The sequence below is a fragment of the Paenibacillus fonticola DSM 21315 genome, assembly GCF_000381905.1.
GTDB lineage: Bacteria > Bacillota > Bacilli > Paenibacillales > Paenibacillaceae > Fontibacillus > Fontibacillus fonticola.
Window position 1 is genome coordinate 76,132 of the sequence record NZ_KB907249.1, and the last position, 22,076, is coordinate 98,207.

General features: G+C 44.9%; 22 protein-coding genes. 18 read left to right on the forward strand and 4 right to left on the reverse strand.

Annotated features, from left to right (window positions below):
* Positions 1-494: 494 nt before the first annotated feature.
* Entirely contained in the window at positions 495-662 is a 168-nt protein-coding gene (locus tag G358_RS34390; RefSeq protein ID WP_084662684.1) for a helix-turn-helix domain-containing protein, read from the reverse strand.
* A 163-nt stretch (positions 663-825) separates the two neighbouring features.
* On the opposite strand from G358_RS34390, the gene G358_RS0106525 reads away from it, so the two are divergent.
* The 4 genes from G358_RS0106525 (at position 826) to G358_RS0106540 (ending at position 3,475) form a co-directional block, all read left to right on the forward strand.
* Complete coding sequence (locus G358_RS0106525; RefSeq protein ID WP_019636396.1) at positions 826-1,098, forward strand: DUF6809 family protein; 273 nt, start codon at positions 826-828, stop codon at positions 1,096-1,098.
* 62 nt (positions 1,099-1,160) lie between these two features.
* Positions 1,161-1,706, forward strand: a complete 546-nt coding sequence (locus G358_RS0106530; protein WP_019636397.1) for a GrpB family protein — start codon at positions 1,161-1,163, stop codon at positions 1,704-1,706.
* Positions 1,707-1,750: 44 nt separating this feature from the next.
* On the forward strand, positions 1,751-2,530 hold the full coding sequence (locus tag G358_RS0106535) for an MBL fold metallo-hydrolase (protein WP_019636398.1): 780 nt from the start codon (positions 1,751-1,753) through the stop codon (positions 2,528-2,530).
* 162 nt (positions 2,531-2,692) lie between these two features.
* On the forward strand, positions 2,693-3,475 hold the full coding sequence (locus G358_RS0106540; protein ID WP_019636399.1) for a class I SAM-dependent methyltransferase: 783 nt from the start codon (positions 2,693-2,695) through the stop codon (positions 3,473-3,475).
* A 277-nt stretch (positions 3,476-3,752) separates the two neighbouring features.
* On the opposite strand, the gene G358_RS0106545 is transcribed toward G358_RS0106540, so the two are convergent.
* Genes G358_RS0106545 through G358_RS0106555 form a run of 3 tightly spaced genes read right to left on the reverse strand, consistent with a single transcriptional unit; the run spans position 3,753 to position 6,710 of the window.
* The gene (locus G358_RS0106545) at positions 3,753-4,754 is read right to left on the reverse strand and encodes a CobW family GTP-binding protein (protein WP_019636400.1); all 1,002 of its coding nucleotides are present in this window, start codon (positions 4,752-4,754) and stop codon (positions 3,753-3,755) included.
* A gap of 27 nt (positions 4,755-4,781) precedes the next feature.
* Positions 4,782-5,765, reverse strand: coding sequence for a TIGR03943 family putative permease subunit (locus G358_RS0106550; RefSeq protein WP_019636401.1), 984 nt, complete (start codon positions 5,763-5,765; stop codon positions 4,782-4,784).
* 21 nt (positions 5,766-5,786) lie between these two features.
* Complete coding sequence (locus G358_RS0106555) at positions 5,787-6,710, reverse strand: permease (protein WP_019636402.1); 924 nt, start codon at positions 6,708-6,710, stop codon at positions 5,787-5,789.
* 391 nt (positions 6,711-7,101) lie between these two features.
* On the opposite strand from G358_RS0106555, the gene G358_RS0106560 reads away from it, so the two are divergent.
* The 14 genes from G358_RS0106560 (at position 7,102) to G358_RS0106625 (ending at position 22,033) form a co-directional block, all read left to right on the forward strand.
* Positions 7,102-7,935: a histidine racemase CntK family protein gene (locus G358_RS0106560; protein WP_019636403.1), complete on the forward strand. Its 834-nt coding sequence runs from the start codon at positions 7,102-7,104 to the stop codon at positions 7,933-7,935.
* A 24-nt stretch (positions 7,936-7,959) separates the two neighbouring features.
* The gene (locus G358_RS0106565) at positions 7,960-8,796 is read left to right on the forward strand and encodes a class I SAM-dependent methyltransferase (protein WP_019636404.1); all 837 of its coding nucleotides are present in this window, start codon (positions 7,960-7,962) and stop codon (positions 8,794-8,796) included.
* The gene (locus G358_RS0106570; RefSeq protein ID WP_019636405.1) at positions 8,783-10,084 is read left to right on the forward strand and encodes an opine metallophore biosynthesis dehydrogenase; all 1,302 of its coding nucleotides are present in this window, start codon (positions 8,783-8,785) and stop codon (positions 10,082-10,084) included. Before G358_RS0106565 ends, G358_RS0106570 begins: the two co-directional genes overlap by 14 nt.
* 20 nt (positions 10,085-10,104) lie before the next feature.
* On the forward strand, positions 10,105-11,709 hold the full coding sequence (cntA, locus tag G358_RS0106575) for a staphylopine-dependent metal ABC transporter substrate-binding lipoprotein (protein WP_019636406.1): 1,605 nt from the start codon (positions 10,105-10,107) through the stop codon (positions 11,707-11,709).
* A gap of 27 nt (positions 11,710-11,736) precedes the next feature.
* Positions 11,737-12,669, forward strand: coding sequence for a nickel/cobalt ABC transporter permease (opp1B, locus tag G358_RS0106580; protein ID WP_019636407.1), 933 nt, complete (start codon positions 11,737-11,739; stop codon positions 12,667-12,669).
* A complete protein-coding gene (cntC, locus tag G358_RS0106585; RefSeq protein WP_019636408.1) occupies positions 12,670-13,563 on the forward strand; it encodes a staphylopine uptake ABC transporter permease subunit CntC in 894 nt (297 codons plus the stop codon).
* A 6-nt stretch (positions 13,564-13,569) separates the two neighbouring features.
* Positions 13,570-14,391 carry a staphylopine uptake ABC transporter ATP-binding protein CntD gene (gene cntD / locus G358_RS0106590; RefSeq protein WP_019636409.1) on the forward strand — a complete coding sequence of 274 codons (822 nt, stop codon included), beginning with the start codon at positions 13,570-13,572 and terminating at the stop codon, positions 14,389-14,391.
* Positions 14,378-15,121, forward strand: coding sequence for an ABC transporter ATP-binding protein (locus G358_RS0106595; protein ID WP_019636410.1), 744 nt, complete (start codon positions 14,378-14,380; stop codon positions 15,119-15,121). Before cntD ends, G358_RS0106595 begins: the two co-directional genes overlap by 14 nt.
* Before the next feature lie 58 nt (positions 15,122-15,179).
* The gene (gene cntE / locus G358_RS0106600; protein ID WP_019636411.1) at positions 15,180-16,382 is read left to right on the forward strand and encodes a staphylopine family metallophore export MFS transporter CntE; all 1,203 of its coding nucleotides are present in this window, start codon (positions 15,180-15,182) and stop codon (positions 16,380-16,382) included.
* 676 nt (positions 16,383-17,058) lie between these two features.
* A complete protein-coding gene (locus tag G358_RS0106605) occupies positions 17,059-18,660 on the forward strand; it encodes an ABC transporter substrate-binding protein (protein WP_019636412.1) in 1,602 nt (533 codons plus the stop codon).
* Positions 18,648-19,649 carry an ABC transporter permease gene (locus G358_RS0106610; RefSeq protein ID WP_019636413.1) on the forward strand — a complete coding sequence of 334 codons (1,002 nt, stop codon included), beginning with the start codon at positions 18,648-18,650 and terminating at the stop codon, positions 19,647-19,649. Before G358_RS0106605 ends, G358_RS0106610 begins: the two co-directional genes overlap by 13 nt.
* On the forward strand, positions 19,646-20,488 hold the full coding sequence (locus tag G358_RS0106615) for an ABC transporter permease (RefSeq protein WP_019636414.1): 843 nt from the start codon (positions 19,646-19,648) through the stop codon (positions 20,486-20,488). The genes G358_RS0106610 and G358_RS0106615 overlap by 4 nt, the downstream gene beginning before the upstream one ends.
* Before the next feature lie 38 nt (positions 20,489-20,526).
* Positions 20,527-21,450 (forward strand): ABC transporter ATP-binding protein, encoded by a 924-nt coding sequence (locus G358_RS0106620; RefSeq protein ID WP_019636415.1) that lies wholly within the window; start codon positions 20,527-20,529, stop codon positions 21,448-21,450.
* Positions 21,440-22,033: an ABC transporter ATP-binding protein gene (locus tag G358_RS0106625; protein WP_019636416.1), complete on the forward strand. Its 594-nt coding sequence runs from the start codon at positions 21,440-21,442 to the stop codon at positions 22,031-22,033. The genes G358_RS0106620 and G358_RS0106625 overlap by 11 nt, the downstream gene beginning before the upstream one ends.
* The last annotated feature ends 43 nt before the right edge of the window (positions 22,034-22,076 follow it).

Here is a 22,076-nt window from a genome sequence, read left to right on the forward strand (position 1 = left end):
TGATGGTGATTTTTGGGTTGTTCTCGCGATTGGCGCGTATCTAGCTAAAGTTTTAAGAATCTATCAATGTATTGCATTGGCGCTAATGTCTTCTCTCCCATTAGGTGTATTGAAAGGAAGTACAGTTTTTTCATTGATAGCAACGATTGGACTTGGGATAGCGTTATTACCATTAGGAATCAGAATTATTCGAGAGGGTCCTAGACCATCTGGTAAGAAAATTATTAAAGGAGTATCTCTTACATTCGCAACAATTGCTTCTTTTTACTTTTTTAGACAAACTGGATAATATATCCGTATAATTGTTATAACATCGGTATTCACGATGCGAGACCTTACGATTTCTTGGTCGTCAGACGGATAATCGAAGAAGAAGACTCAGACAACAAACGCCCTAACCTAGAATAGAGCTATCTATGGTTAGGGCGTTTCGTGAATACAAGAACGTTAACTGAAAATCAACTGGAGTTGTATTAAGATCACAAGGATGCTTTTCAATCCATGGGATAAGCGTGCCTGATATTGGTTCTGTTTAGAAGATAGTCGGTACTGGTTTGATGGAAGTCGGCGAGTTTAATCAGGATTGCGGTAGGAATGTCAACTTCACCACGTTCATAGTTGCTGTAAATTCGTTGACTGCATTTTAAATATCCGAAACACAAATTATTTTTTAGCGATTTTTTCGCTAAAACTCACTAACGAATACCTCGCTAGTTTATTTTTATTATGGGGGGGTTAGGCATGTACCAAAAAATTAGAAGCCTGGGTGAAGATAAAGATTTAAATCAATCACAAATTAAAACTTAATGGAGGGAGGAGTAGGGTATGAATAACATATTAGAGCAATTATATTTTGGAGAAATTAGACCAGAAGAAATGATTGTGCCGAAAAATCCTGAGTATAGAACTCTCAATAACGAAATTTCCAACTTGAAGGAACAGTTAAAGATGAGGCTTTCAAATCATGAAATGGAACTTCTTGAAGAAACATTTGATTTAATTGGGAAATCATGCTCCATATATTCAAGCGAGGTTTTCATCTATGGTTTTAAGATAGGGGTTCTAATGATTACTGAAGCATTTGCAAATAAAGGATAGCATAGGTGATATTAAAGCATCTCACGGAGTTAGTTTGAAGATTATTTCGAAGGAGCTATTTCATGGAGGATCAATGGAGAATAGCGAAACATAATCCAGAATGGAGAAATCTGTTCATTGAAACCGGATTGAAATTAAGGAAATCAATAGGAGAACTTGCAGTCCGGATAGATCATGTTGGATCAACGTCAGTGATTGGACTAGATGCAAAACCTATTATAGATATTCAGATCTCAGTCTTGGATTTCGAGGATTTACTGGCCTATAAGGATAAAATCGAAGATGTTGGGTTTGTACTCCGTAAAGAAAATCCAGACAAGACGAAGAGATATTTTCGAGAAATTCCGGGAACCAGAAGAACACATATTCACGTAAGGCAACTAGGGAGTTTTTCAGAACAAATGACCTTACTTTTTAGAGATTATTTAAGGGTGCATCCAGAAGATTGCTTGAGATATGCTGAAGAAAAACATCGATTGATGAAATTGTTTAAAAATGAACGACTTAAATATGTTGAAGGTAAAGGTCCGATCGTATGGTTTATATTACAAAAGGCTCATATATGGTCACAGGAAGTAGGTTGGAAACCAGGAGAGTCAGATTTGTAAAAATGTCGAAGATTAAGAACAAAAGAAAAAGAGGAGGAAACATATTGAGTTTTGATGAGTGGTTCACAATTGAAGAGATAGACCCAATGACTTTTTCTATTAGTGAATATGGCCATTGGGAGAAGGTGCATTCATATCTCGTTATTGGAGATAAATATGCTGCGTTAATAGATACAGGAATTGGAATAGGAAATATCAGAAATGTTGTTGATCAATTAATTTTTTTGCCTATTAAGGTAATAACAACACATGTTCATTGGGATCATATTGGGGGCCATGGGCAGTTTAATGAAATATACGTGCATGAATTAGAGAATGATTGGTTAAAGAACGGGATACCAGGACTTCCTATTGAGGTTATACGCCATGATGTTAGCAGAGATATTTCGAAACCGTTACCAGTTGATTTTAGAATAGAAGATTATGAGCCATTCAGGTGTGAACCCACTTCCATACTATTGGACAATGAAACGATAGATTTAGGAAACAGAACTTTAACTTGCTTACATACGCCTGGGCATTCACCAGGGCATATATGTATTTATGAAGAAGAGCGCGGCTATTTATATACTGGAGACTTAATCTACAAGGGCACTTTGTTTGCATTTTATCCAACGACAGATCCATTGTTGTTTGTCAAATCCGTAGAGAAGATAAGTCAAATCGAACATGTAACAAGAATACTGCCAGGACATAATGAATTAGACTTGAATAAGGATTTTATTGTTGAATTAAATAAATCCTGCCAAGAGTTGTTAAATAAAGGACTGGCTAGACATGGAACCGGAATACATGATTACAAAGATGTAAAGATCTATTTTTAGTAGTTCGAAGAGGACAGTAGCATCACTTAACCTTGCATCTACGCTGTGGGGTATTCATTCCCCTATGTAATATTGAATCTAATGATATCGTAGGTCTACATCCTTTTCGAATGCAAGAACGTTAGGTGGAATTCAGACTAAATACATTTTAGGGGGAATAGCATGGACGTTAATAAATACAAAGAAACAGCTCATTTGTATGATTTGGACAATCGAGGCATTGTGAAAGATGATATTCCTTTCTATTTAAATTATGCTCATCAGTACGGTAGAGAAATTCTTGAAATAGCCTGTGGAACTGGAAGGATATGTTTAGCTCTTGCTCGATCTGGACTTCATGTTACTGGATATGATTTATCCGAGGACATGATCGAAATATTGAAAGCAAAGCTAAAAAATGAGGATGTTGAAACTCAAGACAGGGCTGATATCTTTGTAGCTGACATGACGGAGTACTTCTCGGATAAGCAGTTTTCATTAATAATTGTTCCTTTTCGGGCTTTTCAATTACTAACCGAAGACAATCAACAGAGAAAATTTCTGGAGCTAGTTCGAAAGCAATTGTCTGACGATGGTGTTTTTATTATTAATACATACCGACCTTATGGCATATTGGATGAATCCTGGGTTCAGGATGAGAAGGAGGACTGGATTATTTTCGATTCTAAAACAAAAAGGAATGTAAGAAGAACTCATATTCGAAGAAGTATTGATTTAAAGAAACAGATAACGTATCCAGAACTCATATATTATATAGAGGAATCAGATGGATCGGTTATAAAGCATGTTGAGAATTTAGCCATGAAGTATTATTACGAAGAACAACTGAGGGAACTACTTATATCAAGTGGATTTACTATCAAAGAACAATATGGGTATTATGATTATCGCCCAATCGAAAACGGCCCCGAATTAATTTTTGTATGTAATCCAAAGAAGGGTTGAACTTCAACTACACCGCATTCACGTTGGAACTAGCATCCCTCGGTCCACAGGAGCATTTCCGAGGAAGCATTTTCAGCGGACAACCCCGCATCGGCTGTAGAATATTCATTAACAGATAAGATATGGCTTTTCAAGACTGACTCCCGTTTGTGCTGCGACACAACGGGAGTTTGTCAGTAGTCAGTGAGAGAATCACATTTTTTTGTAGTTAGCAAAAGATAGAGCTGTTCATTCAAGACGAAAGCCCGTAACCTGGGGACATGCGCTATTTGTCCAGTTACTGTAACACGCCGGTCTGCCATTGTTCCAGCAATGCATTTTCATCAAGTTCGTATCCGATGATGACGATATAATAAGATCCTATGTATTCCGCACGTTCCATGCGAATCTGCTTGCCGGAAAATTGAATCAGCGATGCGCAGGAGGAGTCCTCCGAGGGGATATATCCTTTTGCGCGCAGCACCCGTCTGTCCTTAGTTTTTAAGAACTTTTCTATCTTCTTCAACGATAGCTGGTCCTGCCTGTTTATAGGAATGTAAATACTTTGAATACGCGAAAACGAAGCGCGGTCTTGTACGCCGAGGGAGGCGGAGGCATCGTCATGATGATGGTGCTGCCGGACGACTTTAAACGGGCTGGGTGCTTGGGTTTGAAGATTTAAAGGCTCAAGTCCATGAACCACGGATTCGGGATTGAATTGTCCAAACGCAGTGTTAAAGACGACAGCCTGTTCGTTATGTTTCTTTATCAAGCGGTGAACTTTGGACAGATGCGGATCGGGCACGAGATCCTGTTTATTGACCAGAATTACATCGGCGACAGCCAGCTGCCGGCGAAGCGTGTGAACGAGCTGCTTGTCAGACGAGAATATGCTGTTGTATTCCAGCGCATTTTCCGCATCGACAACGGTGATGATCTTATGCAGAGCAACCTTGTCTAGCAGCTCAGGTTCAGCCATGGCATCGACGACTTCTTCAGGATTTGCTACTCCGGTAAGCTCCACCAGGATGACATCAGGAGCCAGAGTCAGCAAGCTTGTGATCGAACCGGAGATTTCGCTTTTTTTACTGCAGCAGATGCAGCCGTCAAACAGCTTTTCCAGCGGAAGTCCCTCTACGGCTTCTGTCAGAATAAGACCATCTACATCCGCTTTACCTAATTCATTCATGAGAATCGCGGGCCTGATCTTCTGGCCATGCAGCGCTTTGATGAGTTCAAGGAGCAGGGTGGTTTTGCCGCTGCCCAGAAAACCGCTGATGATAATAACGGGAGTTTTCATAGGAACCTCTCCTCACTGGCGTTTTTATTATGGAATACTAACGTTTAGAAAATCAAAATTAGGATAAATATACGGGGGATCCGGTACATTAATCATGCTCGATTCGGCAACATCAATTTTGATAATGGTGTTTCCGTTATACTCGGTTTCGCCAATCGTGCCTTTCACCTTCACCCAGGTGTCGTCCTTCAGCTCTGAAGCGCCAACAAATTCGGCTAATACCCCGTAAGGGGTGGCATCGGCCGTACAGCACTGGACGGCAATTCTTCCAATGACCAGCTGATCGTCTGCCAGATCGGGTTCACGATAAACGAAGCCGGAAATTTCAATGCTTTTGCCGATGAAATGCTCCTTGAAAGTAACGATGCTTGAGAGAATTTCCATATAGATTTCAGGCTTAACCTCAATCATTGGCAGCTTGTAGATCCGCTTGGCCAGCTCAGCCAGATCGCGGTCAAAATCGTTATCCGCATAAAACAACTGGTCGAGCGATTCAGCGGAGGTGCTTGAATCCGTCTCCCCTGTCTCCTCCGTATCATTGGAAGAAGGGGGAGCCCACTGAGCGTCTGAGGGATCAAATGCGGCCTCATTTTGTTGCGGCTGGAACCCTAGAGCTGCATAGGGGGAAGCAGACGAGCTTAATATAATGCCTTTTTTACTGGCAAAAGAGCCTCCAAGTACAGTATCGGGAAGAAAAAAACCCAACAATAACGGAAGAGCGATCACCCCATAAAGAAAGCTGGCCTTAGGCCATGAGTTTGACGGCGAGCTGCCGCAGCAGTCGCATTCGATGATAGCTCCTTTATAGCTTCTGTAGGCAATAAAGCCTTGGATGACAGCTAGCGCGTAAACGACCAGAGCCGATAATTTTACCAGCGGCATAATACGTTCTCCAATATACAGCTGCAGGCTGCCTGTTTCGACCAAATAGGCGATATAAACGGATAGGGCCAATAAAATAATCGTCCTAATGATATAGTGAAGCAGTGTTATCAACTTTTCATTTTTCATGGGATACCCACCTATGCCATATTATCTGAACCATAATTGATCCATCCCTATGCTTAAGCCAAGCACGGTCAGCAGAATTAATGCCCCTAACGTCACGACATATTTTGTCTTGAATACCGATAACAGCATGAGCGTTCCTTTCAAGTCCAGCATCGGGCCCAGCACAAGGAATGTGATGAGAGACCCTATTGAGAAAGTGTTGACGAAAGAGGAAGCCACAAAAGCATCCGATGTGGAGCATATCGACAGCAGATAAGCAAAGCCGGACATCAGCAGGTGAGACGAAATGGGACCTTGACCGTACGCGGTCAATTGGCCCGTGTTGACTGTAGTATGTATCATTGCTGTTATAAAGGCCCCAATCGTAAGGTACTTACTCATTTCAAAAAATTCATTAGACATATGCATAAAAAAAGAAGTCAACTTGCTTTTCCAGGTCGGATGCTCTATAATCTCCGATCCATCATCATAAAGGGTTCCGATGCTTATGCGGAGCGGATTGTAGCGGATAAACCGGTATATGATGAGCCCAATGATAAATGAAACGACAAGAGCCAGCCCCATTCTGGAATAAATCACTTCCGGACGATTGCGAAAAGCCGTATACGTCGCGAAGAAAACGATGGGATTGAGAATCGGCCCGCTTAAGATGAATACCGTTGCGATATATGCGGGCATGCCTTTAGCCATTAAACGGCGAATAACCGGAATCATACCGCATTCGCAAATCGGAAAGAGAATTCCGAAAAGACTGGCAAACAAAATGCCCAGCAGAGGATTTCGGGGAATGATCTGCGCCAATCGCTGCTCCGAAACAAACAATTGCAGCAATGATGAAGAAATGACTCCTAGTAGAATAAATGGAAGAGCTTCGAGAAAAATGCTGATAAACATCGTTTTAAATGTAAGCAAGTCCGTTGAAAACTTCGATTGAAGCAGCGTCATGCCAAGAAAGCCCCTTTGATTCTAATTTATGCGTCCCTGCACATCATTTTAATCGTAATAAATACAATTAACAAGAAAATAGTTTTGATGGAAAATCCTGTTGACAAGAAAAGAGGGAAATGTCTATACTTTTTATTAAATCGTAAAAATTACGATTAAACAGCATTACTTATGAATTATGCATAAAGGAGCAGAGAACAAATGAGCAAAAGTAATTGAACGAGCGTATGAGGAATATATGCCTAAAGTGAGTAATTGCAAGTGAAATATCGCAATAAGTCCTTGGTTTGGAAAAATCTGTTGACGATATTTTATTGCATGTATATAATTCACATTAATTAATCGTAAAAATTACGATTAAACTAATCTAATAGGTCCAGAGGGATGTGTGATGAAACAGGAAATCGATTTTGTAAAATTCAATCCCACACAAAACATGACTATTCTTGTAAGAACAAAACACAGGGAGGAAGAATACACGCACATTGCTTCAAAGATGATGTCCTATGATAACGTACATGCCGAACAGGTTGGCTTCATCGAAACACCAGCGAATCCTGCAGCCGCGGCACATCTTCAAATGGCGGGAGGTGAGTTTTGCGGAAATGCCTGTATGGCCTTGGCAGCCTTTATTGCTGCTGAAAGAGGAATCGCCCATAACGACTTGTTGAGCATCGAATTGGAAGCCTCGGGTACGAATTGGCTGATTGCTTGCCAGGTGAAAAAAGTAAGTGAGCAATATGTTTGCCGTGTCTCCATGCCCGCTCCCCAGAAGATTGAACAAAAGTCAGTAAAGTACGAAGGTGAGGATTTGGAAATGGCCATCGTGAGATACCCTGATTTTGTTCATATTGTGATCGAGGTGGAGCGGTTCAATAAACAAGTAAGGGACAAAGCCCAAGGATTAGCCAAGCTGCTCGGAACCATGCTAGGTAGCAGCTTGATCGGTGTGCTGCTTTATAATCCGGCTTTGAATGAAATGGCTCCGCTCATCTATGTTCCTCCATTAGATAGCCTGATTTGGGAAAGGGGCTGCGGATCAGGCACAGCTTCACTTGGAGCTTACATGTCTTGGAGTAGAAAGACGGCCATATCCGCTCAAATTAAGCAGCCTGGGGGATGGATTCATGTAACTGCGGATTGCAGCAAAGATGAGATTACCGAGTTGAAAATTGAAGGCACCGTAGAGATTGTAGCTCAGGGAAGGGCATATATAAACGTGTGATTTCACGAAGGAGGTAGGGAGTCGATGCATGCGTCAGCAAGGCTGCAGCAATTGCTGCAGAAATACTTGGATCGTTTTACGAACTTGGCCGAGAGATATGACGGAACCACCCAATACAGCGAGGAATTGGAGTCTGTGATCGATGATTACTCGGCATTTATTACGGATCAGAATAATCAAAAGGCTTATGAGCAGTTGGAAGAATTGACGGCAGTTAGCAGCGTAGCGTTGCTGGCAGAACGGTTAAGGGAGGTGTCGGCGCGATGCGTTGCGCTTATGGAGAAGTACCGAGCATTGAAACTGCTTAGCGGGATTGGCGAACAAACCGATTATTTCAAAAATATAGAATCCTGTATCGAGACGGAATTTGGCGGCTTTCAAATCACCGCACAATCCAAGGTACTCATGATCGGGTCAGGTTCATTTCCGATGACGCCGCTGCTAATTGCAAAGCGGACGGAAGCTGAGGTGGTAGGAATAGATATTGATGCAGAGGCTGTCAGATTGGGAAGAAAGATTTTGGAGAGGCTGGGAGGCGGCTTGCGAATTAGGCTGGAGAAGTTGTTCATTGAACAGCTTGACATGATTAAGGACGCAACGCACATCATTTTCAGCTCGACGGTTGCCAGCAAATATGCATTGCTAGCGCAGCTGCATCCGCTGACCAATGATGAAGTGGTTGTCGCGATGAGATTCGGTGATCAATTAAAGTCATTGTTCAATTATCCCAGGGAATTTGTGGACGAGCAAAAATGGCGGCTGAAGGACATCATTTTGCATCCCGATCATGTGTTTGACGTGGCCCTGTATAAAAAAGCACAGCCCGCGATGCAAGGAGGCGAACGGAATGAGCGGCTTTAACAGAGTACTGATCTTGGGAACCGGGCAGGTTACCGTTCAATTGGCTGTCTTGTTTAAAAACCGCTTCAATGCTCATATCGGCATCGTTGGGCGGGAATCTATCCGGTCGGAGCAGTTCTTTGCTGCTCTTCTGCAAAGTAAGGGGGTTGTATCCGCGGCGGTCCAAAATGAACAGCATCGGCTGCTGGAAGGGGAATGCGCAATCGATGAATTATTCCATGCTTATGAGGCTGCCACAGGTGAATGGGATACGTTGGTTATGGCGGTAACAACGGATGCTTATCTTGAAGTGCTGCGTCAACTGGATGCGGATCTGTGGAAGCATGTGAAGTGCATCGTTCTCATCTCGCCGACCTTCGGTTCCAACAGCCTGGTTCGCCATTATATGGAGGCCAATCATTGCGATACCGAGGTCATCAGTTTTTCTACATATTTGGGCGATACCCGCTGGAGACATGGCAAACCATCGTGTGACGTAATCACGACCGGGATAAAAAGGAAGCTTTATATCGGTTCTACCGAGGCTTCTTCCAGTAACGTCGGAATGCTATGCGAGCTTTTCATACAACTGGGCATTCAATTAGAAGTCATGGTTACTCCTATCGAAGCGGAAACGCGGAACATATCCCTTTATGTTCATCCGCCCCTCTTTATGAATGATTACTGTTTAAACGAGGTGTTTCAAGGAAGCCCTATCAAAAAATACGTATACAAACTGTTTCCAGAAGGGCCGATTACACCATCCTTGATTCGTGACATGCTGACCGGCTGGAAGGAAATGACCCGCATCACTGAAAGTCTGAAGTTAAAAGGGATGAACCTGCTCTGCTTTATGACGGATGACAATTATCCAGTCAGGCCGGAAAGCCTATCGCGGGACGATATCGACAACTTTCTTCATTTGGAACCGATTCATCAAGAGTATTTGTTATATATCCGGTATGCGTCGCTGCTGATCGATCCATTCTCCGAGCCGGATCAAGATGGAAAATATTTTGATTTCTCTGCGGTTCCCATTTCACAAATCTATATAAATAAGGAAGGGAAATGGGATATTCCGCGAATGCCGAAAGAAGATTATTATCGGACCAAAATCATACAGGGCATCGCAAAATTTATAGCTGTACCCTGCCCGACGATCGATCGGTTTATTGCTGCCTACGAAAGCAAACTTAGGATAACGGCAAAGATGCTGCAGGGAGAATCGCTATCGGACGCATTTGCCATTCGAAGCTTCGAAGAAGATTTAAAAATGATCTGCAGTGAAATTTCAAAAGATATGAAGTAATGTCTCTGGGAGGAAATGATATGAGAAGGACTATGTTTAAATTATTGTCAGCAGTAGTGCTCTTGGCAGTACTGCTAGCTGGCTGCAATGGCGGGGCTGCTGAAAAGTCAGAGTCGACCGGCAGCGCTCAAGAACTGGTGTACGCTACCGCCAAAGATATTAACGATATGAACCCGCATCTGTATCCAGGCTCCATGCCAGCCCAAGGGATGGTCTACGAGTCGTTGGTAGAGCATACGAAAGAGGGGATCAAGCCGCTTCTGGCCGAATCATGGGACATTTCAGAGGATGGGAAGGAATATACGTTTCGTCTAAGAAGGGACGTGACATTCCATGACGGAGAGCCCTTTAATGCAGAAGCTGTAAAGAAAAACATTGAAGCCGTACAGAGCAATGCAGGCAAACATTCCTGGATCAAGCTGTCGACCAAGCTGTTGAGCTGCGATATCGTGGATGATTATACCGTTAAGCTGGTGTTGTCGGAGGCCTATTATCCGACTTTGGTTGAATTATCCATGACCAGGCCTTATGTGTTCATATCGCCTAAAGATTTCATCAACGGGGGAACCAAAGATGGGGTTAACGGTTACAACGGTACAGGGCCCTACAAGCTTACTGAACATAAAATCGATCAGTATGCTGTGTTTGAGGCCAACGAAAATTACTGGGGCGGCGCGCCTAAACTGAAAAAGGTGATTTCGAAGGTTCTCCCTGCTGGCGAAACGACATTGCTGGCCTTACAAAAAGGAGAAATTAATTTTGTGTTTACAGATGACCGTGGCACGGACAGCATCGATGTGGAAGCTATAAATAAATTGGCCGCTTCAGGCAAATACCAGATTATTCGAAGCGAGCCGATGAATACGAAAATGATCGTGGCCAACAGCAGCAGAACGGACAGCCCGGTGCATGACACGGCGGTTCGTGAAGCCATCTGGTATTCGATCGATAGAGATACGATCAGTAAACAAATCTTTGACGGTACGGAAAAGCCGGCAAATACGCTGTTCTCCTCCAATGTCAATTATGCCAATGTGGAACTAAAACAGCGGGACTATGATTTGAATGCGGCGGCTGCACGCCTGGAGGAGGCAGGCTGGATTCTGGAAAAAGGCAGCGAGCTTCGAACGAAAGGGGAAGCACAGTTAACGCTGAAGCTATATTACGATGTGAACTCATCTTCCCAAAAAACGCAGGCAGAATTCATACAGAGCGCCTTGAAAAAAATAGGCGTACAGCTGCAGTTGCTCGGCGAAGAGGCCGCTTCTATTGCCAATCGAAGATCAACGGGAGACTATGATTTGCTCTTCAATCAAACCTGGGGACTGGCCTATGATCCGCAAAGCACGATTGCCGGATTTACGTCCGAAGCATCTTATTACCATACAACAAGCGGCATAGCTCAGGCAGAAGAACTCTATAAAAAAATTGATCAAGTGATGGTATCCGCAGATGAAGCCACACGGAAATCGTTATATGCGGAAATTCTGACTCTTGTGCATGATGAAGCTGTTTTTATTCCGATCACCAATGGCAATATTACGGTTGTGGCTCCGACAAGCCTGCAGGGGATCTCTTTCAAGCAAACGCAGTTTGAACTGCCGTTCGAGCAAATGCACTACTAATCCATCTTAATAAAAAGGGGGATGGCTGTGGGCGCTTATATCATCAAACGGGCAATTATCTCGGTTTCATTGCTAGCGATTATTTCGTTTGTAACATACGGACTAAACTTTCTATCTCCATTAGAACCGGCCCAATTGGTCTTGCAGGCGCAGGGCGTTCCGAACATCACCGTTGAGTTAATCGCAGAAACGAAAGCATCGTTAGGGATGGATCAGCCCTTCCTGGTTCAATATTTTGATTGGCTGACATCCTGCCTGCAGCTTAATTTCGGCAACTCCTACGTTTCGGGAAAACCGGTCTGGTCCCTCTTAGGTCCAGCTCTTCTTCATACGCTGCAGCTAACTTTGGTTTCTGTTGCAGGCATCATCTTGCTGTCGATTGGATTTGGAGTCATTTGCGCGCTGCGGGAAGGAGATTTGCTCGATAAATCGGTCAGAGGAGTGCTGTTTGTCCTAGCCTCGATGCCTGCTTATTTACTGGCAACTTTGATGATCTGGTATTTCTCGGTCCAGCTGGATTTGCTGCCAACAAGCGGTATGACTTCTTACCGCAGCTATCTATTGCCGGCGTTGGTAATCACGCTCAATTATGCGGGCATTTATTTCAGGATCATCCGCAGCTCGATGTTAAGTCAATTAAATGAAGATTATGTCTTGTATGGCAGGGCCTGTGGCCTGCCGGAGAGAACGATAACGCTGCACATTTTAAGGAATTCCCTGCAAGTAGCCGTTTCAGTATTTTGCATGGCGATTCCCACAATTTTGGGGAGCACAGTTGTCGTAGAAAATATATTTGCATGGCCTGGATTAGGGACGCTGACCGTCAATTCGATTTTAGGCAGGGATTTTCCAATCATTCAAGCTTATGTCCTGGTATTGGCCGCGGCTTTTGTGTTGTTCAACATGCTGTCTGATTTGCTGGGTGCGGCGTTGAACCCTAAATTAAGGAAGGAACTCTAAATGAATCTCATCAAAAATATGTGGAAAGACAAGCTGGCTGCCTTGTCCTTAACTGTTATTGCCGCAATTGTTCTTGCAGGTGTGTTTGCCCCGTGGCTTGCGCCGCATGATCCCCATGAAGTCGATATGGAGCTTCGTTATGCCGCTCCATCCTGGGCGTATCTGCTGGGCAACGATCATTTGGGACGGTGCATAATGTCCAGATTAATTTATGGAATCCGCCCCAGTGTGCTGTGGGTGCTCGCTGCTCTTGCTGCATCGGTAGGCTTCGGGGGAATATTAGGTTTGATTGCCGGGTATTTCAGGGGCATAACGGATGCATGCTTGATGAGAGTTTGCGACGTGATGCTATCATTCCCGGGCTATGTGATGTCGCTTGCGATAGTTGGCATTCTTGGTCCCGGACTGGAAAATATGATGATTGCGTTTGTGCTGGCGAAATGGGCCTGGTTCGCGCGTATGATCAGAACGTCTGTCATGCAATATGCTGAATCCGATTATGTTAAATTTTCAAAAGCGATTGGTGTCAGCGACACTCGAATTATCATGAAGCAAATCGTCCCGGTTGCACTTCCGGATATTGCGGTAGTCTCCAGTAGTTCCTTTGCCTCGATGATTTTGCAAATCTCAGGTTTTTCCTTTCTGGGCTTAGGCGTTCAAGCGCCTCATGCAGAATGGGGGATGATGTTGAATGAAGCAAGATCGGTCATGTTCTCGAGACCCGAGCTGATGCTTGCGCCCGGTTTAGCCATCGTCATTGTCGTAATGGCTGTTAATTTCCTGTCTGATGCGCTGCAGGCGGCGCTGGATCCTAAACTGCTTCGTTCGAAGCCGCAGCCTCAGCGTCAGGAATTTTCTCGTACGGCCAAGCTGAGAGGAGAAGAGGTGGCCTAATTTCCAATGAACATTCTGAAAGTGTCCAATTTGCGGGTATGGGATGAGTTGACCGGGCAAGTGATTGTTCCAAACAGCTCTTTCCATATCAAGCAGGGGAACTGCTTGTCTATTGTGGGAGAAAGCGGGAGCGGGAAGTCCATGACTTGCAGAGCGATCATGAGATTGAACCGGGGCAGCATCCGTCAATCCGGGGATATTCTGTTTCGCGATGTTAACTTAGCGGAGCTTTCCGACAAAAAAATAAGGAGCTTGCGCGGAAAACACCTGTGCATGATCATGCAGCATGGCATGCGGGCTTTTGATCCTTCATGCGTCATCGGCGTGCATATTCGGGAGACGCTTGCGCAGCATTACGGCTTAAACCGAAGCGAAAGCGAAGCCAGAATGATAATAGCGATGGAAAGCGTGAGGTTGAAGGATCCGGCTCAGATCATGAATAAATACCCTCATCAGCTGTCAGGGGGGATGCTGCAGCGGATTATGATAGCGTTAGCGATTGTCCTAAAGCCGGATTTGATTATTGCCGATGAACCTACAACAGCGCTAGATGCCATTTCCCAATATGAGGTCGTTGAACAACTGCTGGAATTGCGGTCCCGAATGGGTTGCGCCATCATTCTTGTTTCACATGATTTAAGGATTGTTCAAAAATTAGCTGACGAGGTTCTAGTCATGAAAGCCGGAGTCATTGTGGAAAGAGGAACTGCCCAGGATATTTTTTCTAATGCCCGTCATGAGTACACAAAGTATCTGGTATCCTCCAAATTGGCCTTGAATAAGCATTTTCATAAAGTTATGGGGGGCACTGGCATTGTTGATCGTTGAACGCATTGAGAAATCCTACAGCAAAGCCGGCAGGTTTTCCGCAGAGAGACATCTAGTGCTTAAGGACATCAGCTTTCAGTGTAAGCCCGGGGAGTGCTTGGGGATTATCGGGGAAAGCGGCAGCGGCAAATCCACATTGGGACGCTTGTTATTAGGGATCGAAAAACCGGATCAGGGAACGATCCGGCTGAAGGGAGAGCCCATCGGGAAGCGAACTACGAGGCAGGGGAACATCAGCGCCGTTTTTCAAGATTACACCTCGTCCTTACATCCCTTTTATACGGTAGAACAAACGATGATCGAGCCGCTAAAACTGGTTGCGAAGAGCCGCAAAGATATGCACACCAAGATTGATGTTCTGCTGCATCAAGTTGGTCTGGATCCGTCTTACCGCAGCAAATATCCTCATGAGCTGTCAGGAGGAGAGGCTCAGAGGGTATGTATTGCAAGAGCCGTATCCATAGAACCCAAGTTTGTTTTAATGGATGAGGCTGTTAGTTCTTTGGATGGTTCCGTGCAGCTTCAAGTACTTGAATTGCTTAAAAATTTGAAGGCCATTTACGGCATGGGTTACATCTTCATCACGCATGATATTCAGGCGGCAGCCTACATTTGCGATAGAATCATGATCATTCGAAATGGAAGAATCGAAGAAATCGTTCCAATAGAGCAATTAAAAGACGTAAAGTCCCCATATGCCAGGAAACTGCTCGACCAGGTGATTACATAAAACTTGTGGACTATTTGCTCATGATGAATAAGCAGGCAAAGGAGGAAGGAGGAAAAGAGTGAAAGGAGCAATGTCCTGGCCGTTTTTGCGGTTATATATTTTGACGCTGCTGTACTTTAGCGCGAATTCCATATTGAATGTGATTATACCGTTAAAGGGTGAATCGCTAGGCGCCACCAATGCAACGATTGGCATAATTATGGGCGCCTATTTGTTTACGACCATGGTTTTCCGGCCGTGGGCAGGCCGGGTGATCCATAGGCATGGACCGATACGGGTGCTGCGGGCCATACTGATTATTAATGGATTGGCCCTGTCCTTGTATGCATTTACCGGATTGGAAGGTTATTTTATCGCCAGAATGCTGCAAGGCGTATGCACTGCCTTTTTCTCCATGGCTCTGCAGTTGGGCATCATCGATGCGCTGCCGGATAAGGATCGCTCCCAAGGGATTTCGCTGTATTCCTTATGCGCAACTCTGCCGGGAGTTATAGGTCCATTGCTGGCTATAGGCATTTGGCAGGCTGGGGACATGAATATTTTTGCCGTGACAATGCTTGGCATGGCCATTGTTACAGGGGCGTTTGGTTTCAGTGCTGGAATAGCCCCCAAGGAAGAAGCGAATCGTACCGAGATGGAACCGGGAATTACGATGATGCAGTCCTTCGGCCAGTTGATTAAAAATGCGCACTTGTTCAAGTGCAGTGTTCTAATGCTGGTGGCTTCCATCGTCTTTGGGGCGGTGACTACCTTTATACCGCTATACGCCGTGCAAATCGCAAACGGAAATGCTGCGATATATCTCGTGCTTCAGGCGGGAACCGTAGTCTTGGCCAGATTTGTTTTAAGGAAGCGGATCCCTTCGGACGGCAAATGGCATGCACGTTTCATGATGGGAATGATGTTAATCCTGGCCGGAGCTTCTCTATGCGTAAGTATTGCCGCAGACGTGGGGCCGGTTTTATTCTATGCAGGCGCTGTGTTGATGGGCATAGCCCAGGCATTGCTTTACCCGACTTTAACAACGTATTTATCTTTTGTACTGCCACTGTCTAATCGAAATGTGCTGATCGGGTTGTTTATTGCGGCCGCCGACTTAGGCGTATCAATGGGAGGAGTTATTATGGGACCAATCGCGGACATGTTCTCCTATTCAGCAATGTATATGTTATGTGCGGCATTGGGCGGGGCCATGATTATTTTTGCTTATGATTGGCGTAAGATTATGGTAGACCCGAGTAAAATATCTACTCGCCAATGAAGCGAAGCCCGGTTGATATTTCTGATCAACCGGGCTTCGCTTTACTGCATTATCCCTGGGAGTCATGGAAGTCCGGTCATGCAAGTTCACTCACTTCCATCAGTGAGGGATACGGGAAAATATTTCTTGCACAATTAATAAAAGAAGCAAAGAGGATTGGGATAAATAGACTATTGATTACTTGTGATGCAGCAAATTTTCGTTCAAGGAGGGTAATAGAAAGTAATAATGAAGTACTTGAACTATCGATTGAGATTACATCCTTTCACTGTAGGTTGGTTGTGTGATTTTTAAGCAATTGCACATAACACTATATTAACGCATCAGCGGAATACAAAGGAGCGCTTACCAAAGCGAACAAGTAATAGTTTACCTTTAGGAATAATGTTGCCTATTCGAAGATAAGCTATTAATATAGGTGTAGGCCACCGCCCTGCAGTCCTTCGCATTTAAATATCTATGCCTGTTTTATCTACTTTCGCCTTGTTACTCCGTGTAATAATTTACCTTCCCAGCGGGAACAATTGTAATATCTCCAGTATCAATTCCTTCTGAAAGACACTAAGGACATTCATGTTATATATAACGAATTATTCCTTACTTTGCGGTTAAGTAAGGTTTTTTGATTGGGATTTTTAAAGATGAGGTGAGATAGATCAAAAAGAGATTTGTTGGAATGGTCGCATTAGTTGCATTCATTTCCATATTTACGTTAGCAGGTTGCAATTCCTCCCGGCCGGATTCGGCTGACGTTGGGAGAAGCGTCGCTAGTGAGGTCAAAAAGGATGAACTGGTGTTAGCTTTCGGCTCTGAACCTGAAACGGGTTTTGACCCGACAACAGGCTGGGGACGTTATGGCTCACCCCTGTTCCAAAGCACTCTTTTAAAAAGAGATGACAAGCTTAACATTAGAAATGACCTTGCCACTAACTATGAAGTAAGTCCAGATGGAAACGTTTGGACAGTGAAAGTCCGTGATGATGTTAAATTTTCGGATGGGCAGCCATTAACGGCTGCTGACGTTGTTTTTACATTTGAAACAGCTGCTGGTAATGGATCGGTTGTAGATCTTAATCGTGTGCGCAAAGTAGAGGCCTTGGACGATTACACCGTTAGATTTACGTTGCAAGAGCCCCAATCAACATTTGTGAATACGCTTATCGGAACCGGAATTATCCCGAAACATGCCTACGGTAAAGACTACGCAGAGCATCCCATAGGCTCCGGCCCGTATCAGCTTGTGCAATGGGATAAGGGGCAGCAGTTGATTGTTCAGGCGAATCCACAATATTATGATAGGCAGCCGTATTTCAAGAAAATAACTTTCCTATTCCTGAGTGAGGATGCCTCATTTGCAGCAGCCCAAGCGGGAATCGTTGATCTTGCTTATATACCGGCTGCATTTAGTCATCAGAAAGTCACCGGCATGAGGATAGAATCCTTAAAAACCGTGGATAATCGAGGAATCGTTTTTCCCTATGTGAAATCGGGAGGCGTTACGAAAGATGGCTTACCCATTGGCAACGATGTAACCGCAGACCCAGCGATTCGCCATGCTATAAATATAGCCGTAGACCGCCATGCCCTTGTCGATGGGGTCTTGGAAGGACATGGAACGCCAGCCTATACTTCGGTGGACGGCCTGCCCTGGTGGAATCCAGAAACCGTGATTGAAGACGGTAATTTGGAAGGGGCTAAGAGACTGTTGGATGAAGCGGGATGGATAGATACCGATGGGGATGGAGTCAGGGAGAAAGGTGCCTTGAAAGCAGAATTCACGCTGTATTATTTAGCGAGTGATTCCATTAGACAGTCTCTCGCGATTTCTGTTGCGGATATGATGAAGCCGTTGGGGTTAAATGTCAAATTAGCAGGGGGAAGCTGGGATATTATATCTAAGAGTATGTATTCTAACCCCGTAATTATGGGCTGGGGAAGCCATGACCCGCATGAAATGTATAATCTCTATAGCAGCGAAACGGCCGGGATCGATTACTACAACACCGGTTATTATTCGAATAAGACGGTGGATGGGTATCTTGAACAAGCTCTTCACGCTAAGACGGAAGAGGAAGCGATTGAGTTCTGGAAAAAAGCACAGTGGGATGAAACAACGGGTCTCAGCGTAAAAGGCGATGCGGCGTGGGCTTGGTTAGTCAATATTAATCATCTATACCTCGTGAAAGATGGACTTGATATCGGAGATCAAAGAATCCATGTTCACGGGCATGGTTGGCCTGCAACCGATAATATCGTGGATTGGAAATGGACGAAATAACGTTGCGTAAGCTGGGATTATTGATATTACGGAAAGGATTCCGGATGGTTACTTTATTAGTGGCCATCTGTTTTATATCTTTTTTGTTAGTGAAAAACTCTCCGATTGATCCCATTCAAGCCTACATCGGTGCGGATATGTTGAAGGTAAGCCCGGAACAGCGAGCTAAAATCGCGGAGTATTGGGGATTGGATCAGCCTGTCATGGTACAGTTTCTTCACTGGGGCTCTGCTGTTGTAACCGGAGATTTAGGAATTTCTATGATCTATCGCCGCCCGGTCATCAATGTTATTGGTGAGCGATTCTTGAATTCGCTGGCTCTGATGCTGTCTGCTTGGGTATTATCAGGCGTGATCGGCTTCGTGACGGGTGTTATAGCAGCCATGAAAAAAGGAACCTGGATTGACCGTTTAATCAAGTGGTACTGCTTCACCTTGGCCTCCACACCAACCTTCTGGATGGGGCTCCTGATTCTTATTGTTTTTGCTGTATGGCTAGGATGGTTCCCTGTAGGCATGGGGGTTCCAGCCGGAGTCCTCGCGGAAAATGTTACGCTGTTGGATCGAATTCGGCATCTTGTTCTGCCAGTTCTGACACTTAGTATGGTTGGCATGGCCAATGTGGCTCTTCATACGCGGCAAAAGCTGATTGATGTTCTCGGCAGTGATTATGTCTTATTCGCTAGAGCAAGAGGGGAACAAGGTTTTGTGTTGTTTTGGAGGCATGGCTTGCGTAATGTGGCCTTACCGGCGATTACGCTGCAATTTGCAGCGTTTAGTGAGTTGTTTGGAGGAGCGGTGTTGGCCGAGCAGGTTTTTTCGTATCCGGGTTTAGGACAGGCTACGGTAGAAGCAGGACTGCGAGGAGATGTTCCGCTTTTATTAGGAATCGTAATGTTTACGACCCTGTTTGTTTTTATTGGGAATTTACTTGCTGATATAAGCTATTATGTGTTAGATCCAAGAACGAGGGAGGGGAGGAAGGCATGATTTCAATCCCGAAGAAATTCCCTCTGAATCGAAAGCAATGGGCGCTTATGAAAGTCATCATATCTGTTGTTTTCATCGTCATCATCCTATTGAGTGGTTTATTCCTCGATGAGGGAAGAATTGTAACGAATCTTACCGATCGAAATTCCCCTCCTTCCGTAGACCATCTTTTCGGTACGGACTGGTTAGGGCGAGATATGTTCACACGCACGGTAATGGGTCTCGCATTAAGTATAGGCGTTGGGTTAATTGGAGCTATTGGCAGTGCTTCCATTGCTTTATTCCTTGGGATGATGGCTGCAACTATGGGGAAGAGGGCAGATCGCCTTATTTCATGGTTAATTGATCTGTTTCTGAGCGTTCCCCATCTGGTCACTCTGATTCTCATTGCTTTTATGTTAGGTGGAGGATTTAAAGGGATCGTGGTGGGATTAACTTTAACCCACTGGCCAAGTCTTGCCAGGGTCATCCGGGCAGAGGTGATGCAAATCCGGTCTGCCGAATTTGTTCAGGTTTCTCGGCGGATGGGAAAATCCGGCTGGTGGATTGCCGTTCACCATATTGTCCCCCATATCATCCCGCAATTTCTCATTGGTTTTATGTTATTGTTTCCGCATGTTATTTTGCATGAGGCAGCAGTTACATTTATAGGTTTAGGTTTATCTCCGCATGAGCCTGCCATCGGAATTATTTTATCCGAATCCATGAAGTATTTATCTGCAGGCATGTGGTGGCTTGCATTCTTCCCTGGACTTTGTTTGCTATTCATCGTGAGAATGTTTGACCAGATTGGCGAAAATCTCCGATGGCTTACAGATTCTAATAGGAATCGCGATTAGGGAGATATACGGCGTTCAATAGAAAGAGGAGTTAACGAATGTCTATTCTTGAGGTGAATCATTTATCCGTCTCTTTTAAACAATATACAACTGGATTAAAACAGATCGATCATAAGGTCATATCCAGTTTGAATGTTACCCTTGAAGCGGGTGAGATTCTTGCCGTTGTAGGTGCAAGCGGCTCGGGAAAAAGCATACTCGCGCATGCGATCGTAGGAATACTCCCCAGCAATGCGAGTATCGGCGGTGTGATGACATACAAGGGGGAGGAACTTACTCCTGAACGGCAAAAGGCGCTGAGAGGAAAGGAAATTGCACTTGTTCCTCAATCGGTGAATTTTCTGGATCCGCTAATGAAGGTCGGCAGGCAGGTTCGTACAGCTGTGAGAGCAGGAGATGCTATAGAAGCGCAGCGAGCGGTGTTTGAACGCCTCCGCCTGGGACGGGAGGTGGAGCGCATGTACCCATTTCAGTTGTCTGGTGGCATGGCGAGGAGAACGCTGCTATCGACAGCCATGGTCAGTGGAGCAAAGGTCATTATTGCGGACGAGCCGACTCCTGGACTCGATCCTGTTGTCATGAAGGAAGCGCTGGATCATTTTAGGGAGTTCGCAAACCAAGGGTGTGCAGTCTTGCTGATCACGCATGATATTGAATCGGCGCTGCAGATCGCTGATAAAATTGCGGTATTTTATGCAGGAACGACGGTCGAGATCGCGAGGGTGGAAGACTTTGCGGGCCAGGGTGAAGCCTTAAGGCATCCTTATAGTAAAGCGCTATGGCGAGCATTGCCCCAAAATGGTTTTACGCCAATCCCCGGCTCGCAGCCTCATTCCAGTGCACTGCCGCCGGGCTGCTTGTTCGCACCCCGTTGTGGAATGGCTACGCCGGAGTGCCTTCAAGCACAGCCGGACATGCGGGAGCTTCGAGATGGAATGGTGAGGTGCATCCATGCAACTTAAAGCGAACAAGATCGGATTTCGTTATGAAAATGGCCCATGGCTGTTTCGAGGCGTTAATGCATCGATAGAGCCAGGGGAAGTCGTTGGCATAACCGGTCCAAGCGGACGCGGGAAAACAACATTGTGCCGAATACTAGCTAGTTATGAGTCCCCCTTAGAGGGAGAGGTCACCTTGAACGGCGCTCCGTTGCCGAAGAAGGGGTATCATCCTGTACAGATGGTTCTTCAGCATCCAGAGAAAGCAGTGAATGCAAGGTGGAAGATGCATAGAATTCTGAATGAAGGATATCACCCTGATGAAGAAATGTTAGATTTACTGGGGATTAAGCAGGAGTGGCTGACTCGCTGGCCCCATGAACTATCCGGGGGAGAGCTGCAGCGGTTCTGTGTTGCCCGGGCTCTTGGGCCGGATACTCGATTTCTAATTGCTGATGAGATGACCACCATGCTGGATGCGATCACGCAAGCACAAATCTGGCAAGCAGTCACGGAGATTGCGCAGAAACGAAAGATGGGAATTATCGTTGTTACTCATGAATCGAAGCTGATGCAAAGACTTTGCCATCGTGTTATTGAAATTTAAACGCCCCTATAAACGAAAAGAAATCGCCCTTGGGTTGGAATGG